Consider the following 17,189-nt stretch of genomic DNA (forward strand, 5'->3'; position numbering starts at 1 on the left):
TGCAGCACGACGCGTGATGACGACCGACCCCCGACGGCTCCGGAAGACCCAGCGGCGCAGCATCCGGGAGGTGGCCCGATGAGCAGCGTCACCTACGGGGACGGCACGCCCGAGGACCCGTGGCTGCTCGAGACGCCGCCGCGCACCTCCACGTTCTCCGCGTGGCGCGACGAGGCCGCGGACCCGCCGGCACTCGTGGTCCAGGTCGGCTCGACGCGGCTGTCGTACCACCTGCGCGCCCTCGAGGACCTGCGCGAGATGCTCACCGAGCGCGGCGACTGGGTGCCCCTCGGCAACGCCGACGAGGGCAAGCCGGTCAAGGACGGCACCGTCGAGGCGTGGGCTCGGGACGCCGGCAACCCCGTCGGCGGGTACTACGGGCTCCGCAAGGGGTACCGCGGGCGGTTCGCCAACTACGTGACGCCGGTGCTCGAGCTGCTCGGGTGGGCCGAGCTCGAGCACGGGCCCCGCAACAACCGCGTGCGCTCGACCACGGGCTGAGCCCACGCGTAAACCGGTGGCGCGGGCGGGCGGGCCTGCGCCACCCTGAGGGGGACGGCGCGTGTCCGCGCGCCCGCGAGCGAAGGAGGAGGCCGACATGTCCACGACTGTCCCGGGCCGTACCCCGGCCCCGATCCCCTTCCTCGCACAGGAGTACTCCGTTGGCGCACATGCCGTTCCACCTGCCGGAGAAGCAGGCAGCCTTCTCCACCGACACCTCCCCTGACGCCCCGCCCGAGGGGCAGCGCTGGTCCTCCTGGGACGGCGCGACCCACGGGCCGAAGCCGCGACCCGACTGGGTCATCACGGCCCTCGGTGCCGTCGACGCCGACCTCGGCGTCCTCAAGACCGGCAAGGAGGCCGACGTCCACGTCGTCCGCCGCTGGGTCCCCGGCGAGCCCGGGGTCGTGACGATGGCCGCCAAGCGCTACCGCTCCGGCGACCACCGTCTCTTCCACCGCGACGCCGGCTACCTCGAAGGGCGCCGGGTCCGCAAGAGCCGCGAGATGCGGGCGATGGCCCGGCGCACCGACTTCGGCAAGCAGGTCATCGCCGGGCAGTGGGCCGCAGCCGAGTTCGCCGCGCTCGGGGCCCTGTGGGAGCTGGACCTCCCGGTCCCCTACCCGGTGCAGCTCGACGAGAGCGAGATGCTCATGTCCTTCGTCGGCACGACCGACGGCGACACCCCGGTCGCGGCACCCCGGCTCGTCCAGACCCGGCCGGAGCCCGCGCTGCTGCGCGAGCTCTACGAGCAGCTCCGGACCTCGATGCTCACCCTCGCCCACCACGGGTGGACCCACGGCGACCTCAGCCCCTACAACGTCCTCGTCCACGAGGAGCGGCTCGTCCTCATCGACTGGCCGCAGGTGGTCGACGTCATCGGCAACCCGCAGGGCTTCGAGTTCCTCGAACGGGACGCCACGACGATGGTCACCTGGTTCCGGCGCAAGGGGCTCGAGGTGGACGCCGGCGAGCTCGTGGCCGACCTGGTCGCGGAGGCCACGTCGCGGTTCTGAGACTCGGCTCGATCTCTCCGAAAAGGCTGTCGGACAGGGAATTCGATCACCTTGGCCCTTCCCTCTCGAACGCCTGTCCGGTAGGGTCGGGGGTACGAGGGGAGGGGGAGCCGATGACCACCACGACGAGTCCGCAGGACGTCCTGGCTGCTGCCGACCAGGCGCTCGGTGTGCTGTCGGGCCTTCCCTCGCGGGCGGTGGCCGGTGCCTCGCGCGAGGAGTGGTGTGCTGCGCTGGCGGTCCTGCAGCAGGTGGTGGACGTGGCGACCGCGGTGCAGGACGAGGCGATCGTGGCGGTGGCGGCGCTGGAGCCGCAGTGGGCCGAGGACGGCACGCTGGTGGAGGTCCGTGAGCCCTTCGGGCACGTCGCGCTCGATGCCCCGTCGATCGTGTCGGGGGTGCTGAACGTGTCCGCGGTGCACGCCGAGCGGCGGGTGCGGGATGCGGTGCGTCGGGCTGCGGACGGTGCGGAGGGGTCGGCGTCGTGCACCGGGCTGGGTGGGCTGCACGCCGCGATGCGCGAGGGCCGGTTGGACGGGTACCCGGCGCAGGTGGTGGCGTACGAGCTGGAGGAGGTCCCCGCCCCGGTGGCCGAGACGGTGGTGGCCTCGCTGCAGGAGTGGTTCGAGGTCGAGGACGGCAGCCACCTGCGCCGGCGTGCTCGCCGGCTGCTGGCGAGGATCAGCCCGGACCTGCTGCGCCAGCGGGCGGTCCGGGCGCGGGAGGCCTCCGGGTTGCGGCGGTGGGTCGACGAGCCGGGTGTCGACACGTGGCTGGGGACGTTCCCGTCGGAGGAGGCGTGCACCGCGTGGGCCGCGATCGACGCCCTGGCCCAGCAGTACGTCGCCGACGGGGTCTGCTCGCGGATCGACCGGGCGCGGGCCAAGGCGCTGACCGACCTGGTGACGAGCAACGCGACCATCGACGTCCAGGTCGTGCTCACCACCCCGGTCGAGGGCGGAAGCGTGCCCGCATCCGCCGCAGGCGCCGGGATCAACGGGTTCGCGGTCACTGCCGCGGACCCGTCCGAGAACGCGGCTGTCGGGGTCGCCGGCCGGGCGGCCACCGACCTCGTGCAGGTCGACACGGGCCGCGCCGGGGAGCCGCTGCTGGTCGAGCGCGGCTGGCTCGAGCGCGCTGTGGCCGCGACCGCTATCACCGGGCGCGACCGGGTCGGCCGGCCGCGGATCCTGGCCTGCGACACCGGCACCGGCGCACCCGTCGACCCCGACGGCGACCTCACCACCAGCGCCTACCGGCCCAGCCCACGGCTCGCCACGTTCGTGCGCGCCCGCGACCGGCACTGCCGCTTCCCCGGCTGCGCCGTCGCCGCCCGCTACTGCGACCTCGACCACGTCCGCCCCTACCCGGCAGGACCCACGTCATCCCTCAACCTGGTCTGCCTGTGCCGGCGCCACCACCGCATCAAGCAACGCCCCGGCTGGCGCGTGACCCTGCACCCCGACGCCACGATGACCTGGACCGACCCCACCGGCCGCACCCGCACCACCCATCCACCCGACCAGCTCCACCCGATCGCCCTCCCCGACGCCGGGACCGACCCACCCCCGCCGGAACCCGGCAACCCCTCCCTCGTCCTGCCCGACGGACCCCACTCCGCCCTGGAGCACCACCTCGAACACCATCCGGAAACCGTGTGGACCTGCCGCGTCCACCTCACCCGACCCCGCGTCCGGATGACCCTCGACACCCTCCCCACCCGCCGCCCACGACGACGCCCGTCGAGCGCCCCGGAGGCGCCACCCTTCTGACTGGTGTTCTGCCTACCGCTGGGCTTCGATGAGATGGCGCGTCGAGTGGGCCACGAACGCCCCCCGGTCCCGGATCAGGTCGTCCAGCACCAAGAGCTTGGCCCGGTACCGGTCGACCGAGAAGTCAGGGACCCACCAGACGCACTTGCGCAGCACCCAGACGACCGCCCCGACGTCGAGGAACTCCATGCGGCAGCGGGCCGTCCGGAGGTCTGTGACGGTCAGTCCCGCCCGCTCTGCCTGTGCTGCCTCACGTCGGGGGTCTCGGCCCTGCCGATGCTCGGGGAGAGGGCCGATGAGGAACTCGATCAGCTCGAACGCGGAGGCAGGCCCGACGTGCTGGGCGAAGTAGTGGCCGCCGGGCTCGAGCACACGCCGGATCTCTGACCAGTCGGGGCTCACCGGGTGCCGCGCCGTCACGAGGTCGAACGACCCGTCGGGGAAGGGCAGGGACTGGCCCTGCCTCGTCTCGTGCACCTCGACGCCTCGCGGGCCCAGCACCTCACGCGCCCGCTGCACGTTCGGAGCCCACGCCTCGGTGACGCACATCCGCTCCGGCAGCACGGACGCCTCCGAGACCACCTCCCCGCCACCGGTGTCGATGTCCAGAGCGCACGTGGCCCGTGCCAGCCGGTCGGCGAGCAGACGCGAGTATCCCCACGGTGGGCGTTGCTCCGTGGCGCGGCCATCGAGCCACGCGAAGCCCCAGCCCGTGATGTCCGCCGATTCGGCCTCGGCGACCAGCTCATCGAAGGTCCGCACGTCCTCATCCTGCCCGCCGGCCGCTCCGCAGCAGTGGCCACGTATCGCCCGTCCGGCCGACCGAGCGCGCGGACACCTCGCGAGGGACAGGCCCAGTGAGGGTTGGCCGAGACGTCGTTCCCTCAGTGAGCGCACGACGGGCCACCTACGCTGACGCCGTGTCGCGTCCCACCCGTCGCACGGCCCTGGGGGCCGGCCTCGGCGTGTTCGCAACCGCTGCGGTGGGGTGCTCGCGCGACCTGCCGGGCACCGAGGTCCCCCGGGACGTCGAGGTCGAGCGCGGCACCCTGCGTTCACCCCATCTGCCGGGCCGCGACCTTCCGTGGGTGCTCGCCGTGCCGAGCGCCGATGACACCGCCAGGCCGCCCGTCGTCGTGCTGCACGGCAAGGGCGGGCACGCCGAGCAGGCCCTCACCCTGCTCGGGCTCGCCGAGCACGTCGCGGCCACGGGACTCGCGGTGGCCGCGGTCGACGGCGGCGACGGGTACTGGCACGGCCGGCGCGACGGCACCGACGCCGGCCGGATGGTGCTCGAGGACTTCCTGCCGCTCGTGGCCCGCGCCTACGCGGAGACCTCGCGCGTCGCGTTCCTCGGCTGGTCGATGGGCGGCTACGGCTCCCTCCTCCTCGCGAGCGAGCTCGGGCCGGACCGGGTCGCCGCCGTCGTCACCTCGAGTGCTGCCCTGTGGACCTCCCCCGGCGCCTCGGCCCACGGCGCCTTCGACGACCGCGACGACTTCGTGGCCCACGACGTGTTCGCCGACGAGCGGCTAGCGACGCTGGCGAGCCTGCCCGTCCGCCTCGACTGCGGCCGCGAGGACCCCTTCGCGGCCGCCAACCGCGCCTTCGGGAGGGCCCTGCCGGGCGCCGCGCTCTCCCTCGACGCCGGCGGCCACAGCGGCGCGTACTGGCGCGGCCACGGCGGAGCCCAGCTCCGGTGGATCCGGGCACGGGTCGACGAGGCCGGAGCCCTCTAGGGTTCGGGCATGCCGACCAAGCCCGCACTCTCCGCGCCCACGGTCCCGGACCCGATGGACGCCCCGCCGGTGCGCTGGGGCGTCCTCGGCCCGGGCGGCATCGCCGCCACCTTCACCGAGGCGGTGCAGCAGCGGACCCGCTCCGAGGTCGTCGCCGTCGGCTCCCGCTCCATCGAACGCGCCCGCGCCTTCGCCGACCGCCACGGCGTGGCCCGGGCGCACGGCTCGTACGAGGAGCTCGTCGCCGACCCCGGCATCGACGCCGTGTACGTCGCCTCGCCGCACAGCGAGCACCACGCCCACGCCCTCCTCGCGCTGACCGCCGGCAAGCCGGTGCTCGTCGAGAAGGCGTTCGCCCGCAGCCTGACCGAGACCGACGAGGTGCTCGCGGCCGCCGCGGAACGAGGGCTGCTCGTCGCCGAGGCGATGTGGAGCCGCTACTCCCCCCAGTACGACGTCGTCCGGCGCACCGTGGCCGCAAGCACGCTCGGCGACGTCGTCCTCGTCCAGGCCGACCACGGCCAGCTCCTCTGGCCCGACGGCCCGCAGCGCCTCTCCGACCCGGCCCTCGCCGGCGGGTCGCTGCTGGACCTCGGCGTCTACCCGATCGCCTTCGCCGACCACGTCCTCGGTGGCCTCGACGACGTCGCGGCGCGCGGCACCCTCAGCCCCGAGGGGGTCGACGTCACCGTCGGCGTCACGGCCCGGCGCGGCGCGGCCCTGGCCCGGATGACCAGCACGATGGCCGCCGCGACCCCGTGCCAGGCGCTCGTCGCCGGCACCGCGACCCGCCTCGAGCTCACCGGGCCCGGGGCGTTCTACGGCGCCGCCACCTCCGTGCGGCTCCTCGCCCCCGACGGCACCGTCGTCGACACCTGGGAGCCGGACGACCCCGAGCACGGCTTCCGCTTCGAGATCGCGGAGTTCGCCCGCGCCCTCGACGCAAGTCGCGCGGAGCCCTGGTCGGTGCCGCGGGAGGCCACGCGCAGGGTCATGGCGGTCATGGACGAGGTCCGCCGTCAGGTCGGTGTCGTCTACCCGGGAGAATGAGGCCATGAGCTCCGTGCACCTGTGGCTGCGCCACGAGACCCGTTCCACCGAGCGCCGCGCACCGCTCGTGCCGCACGACGCCGCCCGGCTCGTCGCCGACGGCGTGCAGGTCACGGTCGAGGAGTCGCCGCAGCGCGTGTTCGACGTCGAGGCCTACCGGTCCGGCGGGTGCCGCATCGTGCCCTCCGGCTCGTGGGGCGACGCCCCCGACGACGCGCACGTGCTCGGCATCAAGGAGCTCCCGGACGGCCCGGACGCGTTGCGGCACACGCACATCTTCTTCGCCCACGCCTACAAGGGCCAGGACGGCGCCGATGCGCTGCTCGCCCGGTTCGCGGCCGGCGGCGGCGAGGTGCTGGACCTCGAGTACCTCACCGTCGACGGCCGGCGGGTCATCGCCTTCGGCTACTGGGCGGGCTACGTCGGCGCGTCCCTCGGCGTCCTGGCCACCCGCGGGACGCTCGAGCCGCTGCACCCGATGGAGCGCGCCGAGCTCGACGCCCTCGTCCGGGCCGCCGGAGCCGACGGGATGTCCGCGCTGGTCGTCGGCGCGCAGGGCCGCAGCGGCCGCGGCGCCCTCGACGCGCTGATCTCCGCCGGCGCGATCCTCGACGGCTGGGACCGCGAGGACACCCGCGTCCTCGACCGCGAGGCCCTCCTCGACCACGAGCTGCTCGTCAACTGCGTGCTGTCGAGCACCCCGCAGCCGCCCTTCGTCGGTCCCGACGACCTCGCGGCCGACCGCGAGCTGCGCGTCGTCGCCGACGTCACGTGCGACGTCACCTCCGAGCACAACCTGGTCCCGGTCAACACCTCGATCACGTCGTGGGAGGAGCCGGTGCGCCGGGTGGCCGACGACCCACCGCTCGACGTCATCGCCGTCGACAACCTGCCCTCGCTGCTCCCCCGCGAGGCCAGCCAGGCGTTCTCGGCCGACCTCGTCCCGCTCGTGCCCACCCTCGCCGGTCGCCGCGGTCCGTGGGCCGAGGCCCGTCGCAGCTACGAGGCGGCGCAGGCCGCCCGCGGCACCACGGCGGCACCGGCACCGACCTCCGCCACGGGAGCCGGCTGAGCGATGGGCCCGCCGCCCGGGACCCGCGTCCTCGTCGTCGACGACCACGCCGTCGTCCGACGGGGCCTGCTGGCCCTGCTCGCGGACACCGACTGGGCCGCCGACCCCGTGGAGGCCGCCACCGTGGCCGACGCGCGGCGGCTCGCCACGACGCACCAGCCCACCCTGGCGGTCGTCGACGTCGGGCTGCCCGACGGCGACGGGGTGGAGCTCGTCGCCGAGCTCGCCCGCCGCTCCCCCGGTTGCCGCAGCCTCGTCCTGACGATGGACCGCTCCGTCGAGACCGCCGGCCGGGCGATGGCCGCGGGGGCAGCGGGCTACCTCGCCAAGGACTCCGACCCCGACCTCGTGGTCGATGCGCTGGCGACCATCGCGGCCGGTGGCGTCGTCCTCGGTTGGGACCTCGTCGCGGGCCGGCTCCACCTCGGCGACGAGGCCGCCGGCGGCGGGACGGCCGACGGTCCCCTCGCCGGTCTGACCCCGCGCGAGCTCCGGGTCGCCCACCACGTCGCCGACGGCCTCGCCAACCCGGCCATCGCCCGCCTCCTCGGCGTCAGCGAGAAGACGGTGCGCAACCTGCTGACCGGCATCCTGCCCAAGGTGGGCGCCCGCGACCGGGTCCACCTCGCCCTCCTGGTCCGCGAGCACGGCCGTCGCGGCTGACCGCCGGCCCGGGCCTGTTGTCGGGGCGGGGGCGGCGGAGGAGACTGAGGGGTCGGCGGGGCCGGTGCCGCGCCCCGAGCAGAGGAGCCCGCGATGGCCGACAACGACCTCGTCCTCGCCATCACGTCCGAGGACCGGATGGTGCACACGGGGACTCGAGCCTGGCTGCTCGAGCACGTCTTCGGCGCGGACACCGACGGGAGCGGCCGGCGCGACCTGCACGGAGCGGCACCCACCGCGGACGACCCCGGGCTCGAGATCTACGACGACGCCGGGCACGCGCTGCGGGTCACCGACGACGGCACCGCCCTCGTCGCGGTGGGTGCCGGAGACGCCGACCCCGACGTCCTCGTCGCCCGGGTGGCGAGCGTCCTCGACCGGGCCCGCGAGCACCTGGGGAACCATCCCGAGCTCGGCGTCCCCCCGAGCGTCGTCCCGTGGGCGTCCGGGTCGCTGCCCGAGGTGCTCGCCCTGCTCGAGGGCACGGGCGGGACGTCGCGGACCGTCCGGCACGTCCCGGCCGCCGGCCTGCGCGGGTGGCTCGTCGAGCTGACGACGCGGGTGCGCCTGCTCGTCGGACGGATGCCGGGGACCGGCGGGTCGGGCCCGGTGACGGGAGGTGGTGGACCGCCCCTCACGCCGTGGGTCCCCCCGCCGCTCTCCCCGGACGGCGTCCCCCACAACGGCAGCTGGTTCCACAACCTCATGCACCGCCTCACGGGCTGAGCCGTGCGGCACCGGGACCCGTCGGCCGTGGTCGGTGCCGTGTCGGTGGGCCTCGTGCTCGTCCTCGCGGCACTCGGTGTCGCGCTCGGACCGCCGTCCCGGCTGGCGCCACCCCTCGGGCTCGGGGTGTCCTTCGCCCTGGGGTTCGTGCCGGTCGGGCTCTTCCTCCTCCTCCACCGCCCGCACAGCCGGACGGCCCGGTTCACGGCGCTCACCGGGCTGCTCGCCGTGCTCGGCCTCGCTGCCGTCTCGTGGTCCGGGACGACGGCCGGTGCGTGGGCGACCCAGTGGACGTGGTGGCCCCCGCTCGCCGTGGCGCCCACCCTCCTGCTCGGCTTCCCGGACGGCGCCGCCGGGCCCCGGGCCCGTCGGCTGGGACGGTGGATGCTCGCCGCCGGAGCGACCTCGACCCTCGTGCTCGCCGCGGCGGCCGCCCTCGCGCCCCGCACGCTCCTCACCGACAGCACGGCGGCCCTCCCCGCCCCCTGCCGCCCCCTCCTGCTCACCTTCGCCGTCCTCGGGGCCGTGTCGGTCGCCGGGCTGCTCGCCTCGCTCGTCGTGCTCCTCCGCCGGGCGCGGGCCCGGCGCGGGGCCACGCGGGCGCAGGTCCTCTGGCTCGCGCCCACGGCGGCGCTGCTCCCGATCGGCATCGCCCTCGACGCCCTCGACGTGCCGTTCGCCCTGACGCCTGCGGTCCTCGCCCTCCCCGTCGGCCTGGGGGCGGCCATCCTCGAGCACCGCCTCGATGACCTCGACCAGGACGTCCCCCGGGGCGCGGTGCGGATCGCGCTGACGCTCGGCGTGGTCGGGCTCTACGCCGGCGCGCTCCTCCTGCTGCAGCGCCTCACCGGGTCCGTCGGGCCCGGAGCCGTGCTCACCCTCGCCGTCCTCGCGGTCCTGCTCGACCCCGCCCGCGCGTGGCTCCAGCGCCGGGTCGAGCGGCTGCTCTTCGGGGACCGCGACGCCCCCTTCGAGGTGCTCACGGCCCTGGGCCGTCGGCTGGCCGCCGTCGCCACCCCGGAGGAGATGCTCCGGACCAGCGCCGTGGCCATCGTCGAGGCGCTGCGGGTCCCGCGGGCCCGGGTCGCGGTCGAGGTCGACGGCGGGGAGGTCGTCGTCGCCGACGTCGGGCACGCCGACACCGACCCCGTCCCGTTCGCGCTCGTCAAGGACGGCGGTCGCGTCGGCGAGCTGACCGTGTGGACCCGACGCCGCGGTGACGACCTCGGGAGCCGGGAGCGCGGCCTCCTCACGGAGGTGGCCCGGCAGGCCGCGGAGGCGGCCGAGGCACACCGCCTCACCCTGGCCCTCGAATCGGCTCGCGAGCGCCTCGTGCTGACGCGGGAGGAGGAGCGGCTGCGGCTCCGGCGCGACTTCCACGACGGCGTGGGGCCGGTCATCGCCGGGGTCCGGATGCAGCTGCACGCCGCGCGCCCGCACCTCGACGGTCGTGAGGGGCAGGTCGTCGAGGAGGTCCTCGCCGACCTCGGGGAGCTCGGGCGCTCGGTGCGCGAGATCATCGACGGCCTCCGTCCGGCGGCCCTCGACCTCGGCCTCGCCGGAGCCGTGCACCGAACGGCCGAGGCGCTGCTCGCCGGACGCACCGTCGAGGTCGACGTCCGCGGACGGCTGGACGACCTGCACCCGGCCGTGGAGGTCGCGGCCTACCGGATCGTCGCCGAGGCCCTGACCAACGTCGCCCGCCACAGCGGCGCCCACCGGGTGCAGGTCGCGCTCGAGCGTGCCGACGACCTGCACGTGAGGGTCCGCGACGACGGGGGGTGGGCGGGGCCGGTCGGCTCGGGCGGTGTGGGCACGACCTCGATGCGGGCCCGGGCCGAGGAGCTGGGCGGGCGGTTCGACGTGGTGACCGACGACAGGGGCACCCTGCTCGAGGCCGTCCTCCCGCTCGGGCGGCAGGCCCACCGGACCCACGGGGAGTCCGGGACAGGGTCCCGCTGAGGGCGGGACGGTGTCCGTGGCGCGCGGGACGCGGCGCGACCGACGCTGAGGGAGAGGCGCTTCCGCCCTCGCCGACCGCCCGGCCGTGACCGGGCCGACCCGAAGGACCCGTCATGATCGACCTCGACGCCTACGCAGGCCAGAACTGGACCATCGTCCCCGTCAGCCGCCCCACGCGGCTCCGCCCGCCGGTCATCACGGCCGGCCCGCACCACGTCCCCGGCGACGTCGCCGAGGTCGACCTCACACCCGCGGCCGAGCTGGACGTCCCCTACCCGAGCAACCAGCTGTGGCAGCTGACCCTCACCGGCGTCGTGTTCTGCGACGTCCAGGGCACGAGCCAGAGCGCGTGGCGCTACGAGACCGTCTCCTTCACGCCGCACTTCACCCCGGCGCTGGAGTGGGCCGCCTCGTGGATGGGGGCTCGCAGCGGGGGCCGCAACTGGCTCTTCGAGCTCGAGCAGTGGGCGCCGCACGTCACGACGGCCACGAACTTCAACCGCAACGTCGCGAACAACTCCGGCCACGGCGTCGACGCGTGGCGCCCCGCCCCGTTCCGGACGGAGACCGACGCCTTCGGGGTGCAGCGCCAGCAGCTGTTCGCCGGGGTGCACGCCGACGTCGTCGTCCGCGACACCGACGCGATCATCCACCGGCTCGCGTACCACGTCACCCTCGTGGGCCGACTGACGCTGCACGACGTCCCGCCCATCACCTGATGCCCTCGTGGCACCGTCGGGGCCGGCCGGGGCGACCCGGCCGGCCCTCGTCAGCGGACGAGGACGCGGGTGCCGATCGGCAGCCAGCCGCCGGACCACAGCATGTCCATCGCGGAGTTGCTGACCCGCGCGCACCCGTGCGACGCCGGGTACGGCGGGATGCTCGGCGACCCGTGCACCGCCCACCCGCGGTGGAAGTACTTGGGCCGCCACAGGACGCCGAGCTTGCTGTCGTCCTGCCCGTCGACCTGCCGGAACACCGTGAACGAGCCGCGCGGCGTCGTGGCGATGGCGGGGCGTCCCGCCGACGAGGTGTACTCCTCGCCGCTCCCGGTCGAGGTGTTGAGGATGATGGCCGGGCTCCCGCCGCGCACGACCATGAGCAGCTGGCGGTCGAGGTCGATCTCGACCCCGTTGCCGGACAGCTGGTTCCGCGGCCGGACGCCGTCTGCCAGCGCCTTCTTCGAGCGCGGGCCGACGACGCCGTCACGCGAGATGCCGGCCGCCTTCTGGAGGGCGAAGACCGCCTGCTGGGTCAATGAGCCGAAGCTGCCGTCGGGCTCCCCGAGCCAGTACCCGAGGTCCGTGAGCCGCCGCTGCAGCGCCAGCACGTCCTTGCCGCTGTCCCCGTAGCGCATCGTCGTCCGGGGCTTCGTCGGCGTCGGCGAGGGCGTCAGCGTCGGGCTCGTCGACGGGCTGCTCGACGGGGTGGGCGTGGCCGACGGCGTCGTGGGAGCGGGCGCGGGCGTGGGGACGCTCGGGGTCGTCGGGACCGGGGTCAGCTCCGGGTCCGGCGAGGCCGCGGTCGGGCTGCTCGGGGCCGCGGGCGCCGCACCCGTCCACTGCTCGACCTGCGCGCAGCCCGAGAGCGCCGTCGCCACCGCGAGGGTGACGGCGGCGAGGACGGTGACGCGGGTCGGGCTGCTGCTCATCGCCTCCCACGAGACGGCACGCGGGGCCCTCGCCGCAAACCGACGCGCGGCACCGTGACCGCATCGTTGTGCAGCGACGCGGCGACGACGGGTCCGCTCGCGGCTCAGGAGCGGGCGCGGACCGCCTCGTCGGTGGCCAGCACGCCGCGCGCCACCTCCACGTGGAGGTTCTCGACCATCCGCCCCTTGTACGTGACGACCCCGCTGCCGGCGCCGGCCTCCCAGGCCTCGAGGAGCCCGTGGGCGTCCTCGACCTCCTCGGCGGACGGCGAGAACACCGCGTTGCACGGCTCGACCTGGCCCGGGTGGATGAGCGTCTTGCCGTCGAAACCGAGCTCGCGGCCCTGGCGGCACTCCTCCGCGAAGCCGTCGAGGTCCTTGACGTCGTTGTAGACCCCGTCGAGGACGGCCACCCCGGCGTCGCGCGCCCCGAGGACGACGAGCGCGAGCGAGGTCAGCAGCGGCGCCCGCCCCGGGACGAACCGCGCGCGCAGCTCCTTGACGAGGTCGTTGGTGCCGAGGACGAGCACGGCCAGCCGGTCGGAGGCGGACGCGATGGTCCGGGCGTCGAGCACGGCACCCGGAGTCTCGATCATCGCCCACAGGCGCGTCCGGTCCGGGGCGCCGAAGCGCTCCATCGCGTCGACCAGCCGGTGCACCTCGTCCGCCGAGCCCACCTTGGGCACGACGATGCCGTCCGGCCCTGCGGCACAGGCGGCCTCGAGGTCCGCGTCGTGCCACTCGGTGCCGAGCCCGTTGACCCGGATGGTGACCTCGCGGTACCCGTACTCCCCCGATGCCGCTGCGGCGCAGGCGTTCTCGCGGGCAGCCGGCTTGGCATCCGGGGCGACGGCGTCCTCGAGGTCGAGGATCAGCCCGTCGACCGGCAGCGACTTGGCCTTCTCGAGGGCCCGCTCGTTGCTGCTCGGCATGTAGAGCACCGAGCGGCGGGGGCGCAGGTCCTCGCTCACGCGCCGGCCTCCGTCGCGCTCGGGGCGTAGAGCTCGGCGAGCTCGGGGTCGTTGGCGGACAACCGGTCCGCGAGCTCGAGGATGACGAGGCACTGCTTGAGGCTCGCGTCGTCCTCCATCTTCCCGTCGAGCATCACCGCACCGGTGCCGTCGCCCATCGCCTCCTTGACCCGTCGCGCGTGGGCGACGTCCTCGGCGGACGGGCTGAAGACCTTCTTCGCGATGGCGATCTGCACCGGGTGCAGCGTCCACGTGCCGACGCAGCCGAGGAGGAAGGCGTTGCGGAACTGGTCCTCGCAGGCGACGACGTCCTTGATGTCCCCGAAGGGGCCGTAGTACGGGAAGATCCCGTGCATCGCGCAGGCGTCGACCATCCGGGCAATCGTGTAGTGCCACAGGTCCTGCTGGAAGACCGCGCGCGGGCCGTCGACGTCGCCGCCCTGCGGGTCCTGGCGCACGAGGTAGCCGGGGTGGCCACCGCCCACACGGGTGGTCTTCATCCGGCGGTCGGCGGCGAGGTCGGCCGGGCCGAGGCTGATGCCCTGCATCCGCGGGCTCGCCCCGGCGATGGCCTCGACGTTGGCCATGCCGCGCGCCGTCTCGAGGATCGCGTGGACCAGGATCGGGCGCTGCACACCGGCCTTCGCCTCGAGCTGGGCGAGCAGGCGGTCGACGTAGTGGATGTCCTCGGGTCCCTGCACCTTGGGGACCATGACGACGTCGAGCCGGTCGCCGATCTCGGTGACCAGGGTCGTGAGGTCGTCCAGGGCCCACGGGCTGTCGAGGGCGTTGACGCGCGTCCAGAGCTGGGTGTGCTCGCCGAGGTCGGTGGCCTGCGCGATGTCGACCAGCCCCTGCCGTGCCGCCTCCTTGTTCTCGGCCTTGACGGCGTCCTCGAGGTTGCCCAGCAGCACGTCGACCGTGCCGACCATGTCGGGGACCTTCGCGGCCATCTTCGGGTTGCTCGGGTCGAAGAAGTGGATCATCCGGCTCGGGCGGGCGGGCACCTCCCGGAGCGGCGACGGCGCCCCCACGGCGAGGGGGGCGAAGAAGTCCTTGGCGCTGCGCATCATCGAGCCTTCCGAGGCGGGTGCACGGTCGCGTCGGACGCTAGCAGCGGGAGGCGCCGCCCCCGCATGAGCCAGGTCACGGTGTGACCCACGCCGCGGCGGGCACGGAAGCGCGGGTGGGCGAGCGAGAGCGCGTCACCCACCCGCGCGTCCGGGGGTGGCCGGAGCGGCCGTCAGGAGGCCTCGACCTTCGGCATGATGTCGTTCTTGAGGCGCTTGAGGTCATCCAGCGTCTTGGACACCGGCACGTCGGCGAAGGGCGGCCAGAGCAGCGGCATGGTCAGGCCCGCCTCCTTGTACGCCTTGAGCCGGTCGGTGATCTGCTGCTCGGTGCCGACGAGGATGTTGGTCAGCTTCCGGTTGTCGGTCTGGTCGGTCTCGGTGTCGGTGATCGTGAACCAGATCATGCTGCTCATCTCGAGGTCGTCGATCGACTTCCCGAGCGCCTCGAGCTCCTGGGCGATGGCGGCGCGCCACTCGGCGAGCTCGCGAGGCGTGTCCTGGATACCGATCCAGCCGGCGAGGCCGTACTTCGAGACCCGCCGCGCCGAGCGCTTGGGGTCCTTCAGGCCGCTGAAGAAGATCGGCGGGCCGGGCCGCTGCAGCGGCTGGTGGCCGAAGCCCGAGGGCGCGAAGTCGGCGAACTCGCCGTGGTACTCGAAGGTCTCGTTGGCCCAGATGCCCTGGCAGATCTCGATCGTCTCGCGGACGTGGGCGTGCCGCCGCGGGAAGAGGTGGGTGGCGCTCGCGGCGTCGAACTCCTCGGGCATCCAGCCGGCGCCGATGCCGACGTTGAGCCGTCCGCCGGAGAGGTGGTCGATGGTCGCGCACTCGGCGGCGAAGACACCGGGCGAGCGGTACGGCGTGTCCGTGATGCTCATGCCGATGCGGAGCTTCGAGGTGCGCGCGGCGAGCCACGGCAGCAGCGGCCAGCCCTGGAACCACTTGCCCTTGGACTCGACGGGCATCTGCGGCGGGAACTGCTCCATCATCCCGAACGGGTACTGCAGCTCACCGCGGTCCGAGGCCTCCGGCACGATGATCCGGTCGAGGGTCCAGACCGAGTCGAAGTCGAGCTCCTCGGCGAGGTCGGTGAGGTCCTCGAGCTCCTTGACGGTCACGTGGTTGCGGAAGTTGGGCAGGTAGAGCGCGAGCTTCATCGGTCACACATCTCCTCACGGGTCGTGGCCGGGCCGGGGCACGGACCCCGGTCGAGGGTCCGCGTCGACCACGTCTCCCACGAAACACGGTGTGCCGAAGCCTGACAAGAGGTCCCCTCCTCATGGTTTCCTCAACGCCGCTCCGGCACCGTGCCCTCCTCCAGCCAGGTCCGCAGCTCGCGCTTGAGGACCTTGCCGTAGTTGTTCGTCGGCAGCGCGTCGACGAGGTGGTACTCCTTGGGCCGCTTGAAGCGGGCGATCCGCTCGAGGCAGGTGCGGTCGAGGTCCTCGGCGGTCGGGCTGCTGCCGTCACCGCCGAGGACGACGAAGGCGACGACCGACTCCCCCCACTCCGGGTCCGGCTTCCCGACGACGGCGACGGACTGGACCCCGGGATGGGTCATCAGCGCCTCCTCGACCTCACGCGGGTAGATGTTCATCCCCCCGCTGATGACGAGGTCCTTGGAGCGGTCGTGCAGGGTGAGGTAGCCGTCGTCGTCGAGGCTGCCGACGTCGCCGGTGTGCAGCCACCCGCCGCGCAGGGTCTCCTCCGTGGCCCCGGGCTGCTCCCAGTAGCCGGCCATGACGACCGGGCCGCGGACGAGGACCTCCCCGGCCTCCCCGGGCGGCAGGGGGCGGTCGTCGGCGTCGACGACCCGCACCTCGACGTCGGTGCGGGGGAACCCGACTCCCGCCATCCGCTCGCGCCACCTCGGGTGGTCGGTCTCGGCGTGGTCGGCCCGCGACAGGCCCGTGATGGTCATCGGCGTCTCGCCCTGGCCGTAGATCTGCGCGAGCCGGGGCCCGAACGTCGCGAGCGCCTCCTCGAGGTCGGCGAGGTACATCGGCGCGCCGCCGTAGATGATCGTGCCGAGGCCCGAGAGGTCGGCGCCGGCCAGCGCCGGGTCGGTCGCGAGCCGCTTGACCATGATGGGCGCCGCGAAGAACGAGAGCCCCGGCCAGCGCCGCACCAGCGCGAGCAGCTCGGTGCCGTCGAGCGCACCCGAGGCGGGGAAGACGCTCACCGCACCCTTGGCGACGTGCGGCAGCCCGTAGAGCCCGGAGCCGTGCGAGAGCGGAGCGGCGTGCAGCACCGCGTCACGGTCCCCCACCGCCGAGATGTCGGCGAAGTAGCTGAGCGAGGCCATGAGCAGGTTGCCGTGGGTCAGCGTGGCACCCTTCGGCCGCCCGGTGGTGCCGCTCGTGTAGAAGAGCCACGCGGGGTCATCGGATGCTCTCTCCTGCAACGGTATCGGATCGGCATAGAGGAGCTCGACCCAGTCGCCGCCCGGCACCACCACCATGCGGCGCAGCCCGTCGAGGCGCTCGACCAGGGGGGCGACCACCTCGGCGTGCTCCTCGTCCACGACGACCACCGCGGTGCCGCTGTGCTCGAGCACGTACGCGACCTCCTCGCGGTGCAGGCGCGCGTTGACGGGCACCGCGACCAGCCCGGCGTGCCACGCGGCGAACTGGACCTCGAGGTACTCGGGCCGGTTGCCCATCACGATGGCCACCCGGTCCCCCGGCTCCAGCCCGAGCGGGCCGCGCATCGCCCCGGCGACCGACGCCACGCGGGCGGCCACCTCGTCCCAGGTGCCGCGCACCTCGTCGCCGACGGCGGTGGCGGGGCGTCCCCGCAGCCGCCGCCCGTTACGCTCCACCCACGTCGCGAGGTTCATGCCCCCAACCTCGCCGCGCCCGGGCCGGCCGTCAAGACACCGGAGCCCGCGTTGATCCGATGATGATGGGCGCCGTTCCCCGCGGGCCCCTCCTCCCGCAGGGTCGGCCCCGGCGCAGACGATCACCATGCTGCCCGGGGCGTCGCGGGTCAGG

Annotated in this window: 16 protein-coding genes; 10 read left to right on the forward strand and 6 right to left on the reverse strand. The window is 74.3% G+C overall.

Annotated elements, in window-relative coordinates; all coding sequences use genetic code 11:
• Nucleotides 1-78 precede the first annotated feature (78 nt).
• The 3 genes from ACQZ2A_RS17190 to ACQZ2A_RS17200 all read left to right on the forward strand — a co-directional run bounded on the left by ACQZ2A_RS17190 (nt 79) and on the right by ACQZ2A_RS17200 (nt 3,289).
• Nucleotides 79-501 (forward strand): DUF6855 family protein, encoded by a 423-nt coding sequence (locus tag ACQZ2A_RS17190; protein WP_430213573.1) that lies wholly within the window; start codon nt 79-81, stop codon nt 499-501.
• Nucleotides 502-671: 170 nt separating this feature from the next.
• On the forward strand, nt 672-1,517 hold the full coding sequence (locus ACQZ2A_RS17195; protein ID WP_430213616.1) for a serine protein kinase RIO: 846 nt from the start codon (nt 672-674) through the stop codon (nt 1,515-1,517).
• A gap of 113 nt (nt 1,518-1,630) precedes the next feature.
• A complete protein-coding gene (locus ACQZ2A_RS17200) occupies nt 1,631-3,289 on the forward strand; it encodes an HNH endonuclease signature motif containing protein (RefSeq protein WP_430213575.1) in 1,659 nt (552 codons plus the stop codon).
• A gap of 12 nt (nt 3,290-3,301) precedes the next feature.
• Here the strand turns inward: ACQZ2A_RS17200 and ACQZ2A_RS17205 are convergent, their stop codons facing one another.
• Entirely contained in the window at nt 3,302-4,051 is a 750-nt protein-coding gene (locus ACQZ2A_RS17205; RefSeq protein WP_430213577.1) for a class I SAM-dependent methyltransferase, read from the reverse strand.
• A gap of 158 nt (nt 4,052-4,209) precedes the next feature.
• On the opposite strand from ACQZ2A_RS17205, the gene ACQZ2A_RS17210 reads away from it, so the two are divergent.
• The 7 genes from ACQZ2A_RS17210 to ACQZ2A_RS17240 all read left to right on the forward strand — a co-directional run bounded on the left by ACQZ2A_RS17210 (nt 4,210) and on the right by ACQZ2A_RS17240 (nt 11,220).
• On the forward strand, nt 4,210-5,028 hold the full coding sequence (locus tag ACQZ2A_RS17210; protein ID WP_430213578.1) for an alpha/beta hydrolase: 819 nt from the start codon (nt 4,210-4,212) through the stop codon (nt 5,026-5,028).
• Nucleotides 5,029-5,037: 9 nt separating this feature from the next.
• Nucleotides 5,038-6,078: a Gfo/Idh/MocA family protein gene (locus ACQZ2A_RS17215; protein ID WP_430213579.1), complete on the forward strand. Its 1,041-nt coding sequence runs from the start codon at nt 5,038-5,040 to the stop codon at nt 6,076-6,078.
• A gap of 4 nt (nt 6,079-6,082) precedes the next feature.
• Nucleotides 6,083-7,150, forward strand: coding sequence for a saccharopine dehydrogenase (locus ACQZ2A_RS17220; protein WP_430213580.1), 1,068 nt, complete (start codon nt 6,083-6,085; stop codon nt 7,148-7,150).
• A 3-nt stretch (nt 7,151-7,153) separates the two neighbouring features.
• Nucleotides 7,154-7,813 carry a response regulator transcription factor gene (locus tag ACQZ2A_RS17225; protein WP_430213582.1) on the forward strand — a complete coding sequence of 220 codons (660 nt, stop codon included), beginning with the start codon at nt 7,154-7,156 and terminating at the stop codon, nt 7,811-7,813.
• Between the two features lie 93 nt (nt 7,814-7,906).
• On the forward strand, nt 7,907-8,539 hold the full coding sequence (locus tag ACQZ2A_RS17230; protein WP_430213584.1) for a hypothetical protein: 633 nt from the start codon (nt 7,907-7,909) through the stop codon (nt 8,537-8,539).
• Between the two features lie 3 nt (nt 8,540-8,542).
• On the forward strand, nt 8,543-10,501 hold the full coding sequence (locus tag ACQZ2A_RS17235) for a sensor histidine kinase (RefSeq protein ID WP_430213586.1): 1,959 nt from the start codon (nt 8,543-8,545) through the stop codon (nt 10,499-10,501).
• Between the two features lie 113 nt (nt 10,502-10,614).
• Nucleotides 10,615-11,220 (forward strand): hypothetical protein, encoded by a 606-nt coding sequence (locus ACQZ2A_RS17240; protein ID WP_430213588.1) that lies wholly within the window; start codon nt 10,615-10,617, stop codon nt 11,218-11,220.
• Between the two features lie 50 nt (nt 11,221-11,270).
• On the opposite strand, the gene ACQZ2A_RS17245 is transcribed toward ACQZ2A_RS17240, so the two are convergent.
• From ACQZ2A_RS17245 to ACQZ2A_RS17265, 5 genes are all read right to left on the reverse strand, one after another.
• Nucleotides 11,271-12,152 (reverse strand): L,D-transpeptidase family protein, encoded by an 882-nt coding sequence (locus ACQZ2A_RS17245; RefSeq protein WP_430213590.1) that lies wholly within the window; start codon nt 12,150-12,152, stop codon nt 11,271-11,273.
• Between the two features lie 104 nt (nt 12,153-12,256).
• Nucleotides 12,257-13,123 (reverse strand): HpcH/HpaI aldolase/citrate lyase family protein, encoded by an 867-nt coding sequence (locus ACQZ2A_RS17250; RefSeq protein WP_430213592.1) that lies wholly within the window; start codon nt 13,121-13,123, stop codon nt 12,257-12,259.
• Complete coding sequence (locus ACQZ2A_RS17255) at nt 13,120-14,193, reverse strand: HpcH/HpaI aldolase/citrate lyase family protein (protein WP_430213593.1); 1,074 nt, start codon at nt 14,191-14,193, stop codon at nt 13,120-13,122. The genes ACQZ2A_RS17250 and ACQZ2A_RS17255 overlap by 4 nt, the downstream gene beginning before the upstream one ends.
• Before the next feature lie 173 nt (nt 14,194-14,366).
• Entirely contained in the window at nt 14,367-15,353 is a 987-nt protein-coding gene (locus tag ACQZ2A_RS17260) for an LLM class flavin-dependent oxidoreductase (RefSeq protein ID WP_430213595.1), read from the reverse strand.
• 131 nt (nt 15,354-15,484) lie between these two features.
• Nucleotides 15,485-17,035, reverse strand: a complete 1,551-nt coding sequence (locus ACQZ2A_RS17265) for an AMP-binding protein (protein WP_430213597.1) — start codon at nt 17,033-17,035, stop codon at nt 15,485-15,487.
• Between the last annotated feature and the right edge of the window lie 154 nt (nt 17,036-17,189).

Source organism: Phycicoccus avicenniae (assembly GCF_050496545.1).
Classification (GTDB): domain Bacteria; phylum Actinomycetota; class Actinomycetes; order Actinomycetales; family Dermatophilaceae; genus Phycicoccus; species Phycicoccus avicenniae_A.

What these genes read in the sequence shown, in the direction of transcription:
- ACQZ2A_RS17190 (WP_430213573.1), top strand. Translation starts at nt 79, where the DNA reads ATGAGCAGCGTCACCTACGGGGACGGCACGCCCGAGGACCCGTGGCTG.
- ACQZ2A_RS17230 (WP_430213584.1), top strand. Translation starts at nt 7,907, where the DNA reads ATGGCCGACAACGACCTCGTCCTCGCCATCACGTCCGAGGACCGGATG.
- ACQZ2A_RS17240 (WP_430213588.1), top strand. Translation starts at nt 10,615, where the DNA reads ATGATCGACCTCGACGCCTACGCAGGCCAGAACTGGACCATCGTCCCC.
- ACQZ2A_RS17245 (WP_430213590.1), bottom strand. Translation starts at nt 12,152, where the DNA reads ATGAGCAGCAGCCCGACCCGCGTCACCGTCCTCGCCGCCGTCACCCTC.
- ACQZ2A_RS17195 (WP_430213616.1), top strand. Translation starts at nt 672, where the DNA reads ATGCCGTTCCACCTGCCGGAGAAGCAGGCAGCCTTCTCCACCGACACC.
- ACQZ2A_RS17265 (WP_430213597.1), bottom strand. Translation starts at nt 17,035, where the DNA reads ATGAACCTCGCGACGTGGGTGGAGCGTAACGGGCGGCGGCTGCGGGGA.
- ACQZ2A_RS17200 (WP_430213575.1), top strand. Translation starts at nt 1,631, where the DNA reads ATGACCACCACGACGAGTCCGCAGGACGTCCTGGCTGCTGCCGACCAG.
- ACQZ2A_RS17255 (WP_430213593.1), bottom strand. Translation starts at nt 14,193, where the DNA reads ATGCGCAGCGCCAAGGACTTCTTCGCCCCCCTCGCCGTGGGGGCGCCG.
- ACQZ2A_RS17260 (WP_430213595.1), bottom strand. Translation starts at nt 15,353, where the DNA reads ATGAAGCTCGCGCTCTACCTGCCCAACTTCCGCAACCACGTGACCGTC.
- ACQZ2A_RS17225 (WP_430213582.1), top strand. Translation starts at nt 7,154, where the DNA reads ATGGGCCCGCCGCCCGGGACCCGCGTCCTCGTCGTCGACGACCACGCC.
- ACQZ2A_RS17215 (WP_430213579.1), top strand. Translation starts at nt 5,038, where the DNA reads ATGCCGACCAAGCCCGCACTCTCCGCGCCCACGGTCCCGGACCCGATG.
- ACQZ2A_RS17220 (WP_430213580.1), top strand. Translation starts at nt 6,083, where the DNA reads ATGAGCTCCGTGCACCTGTGGCTGCGCCACGAGACCCGTTCCACCGAG.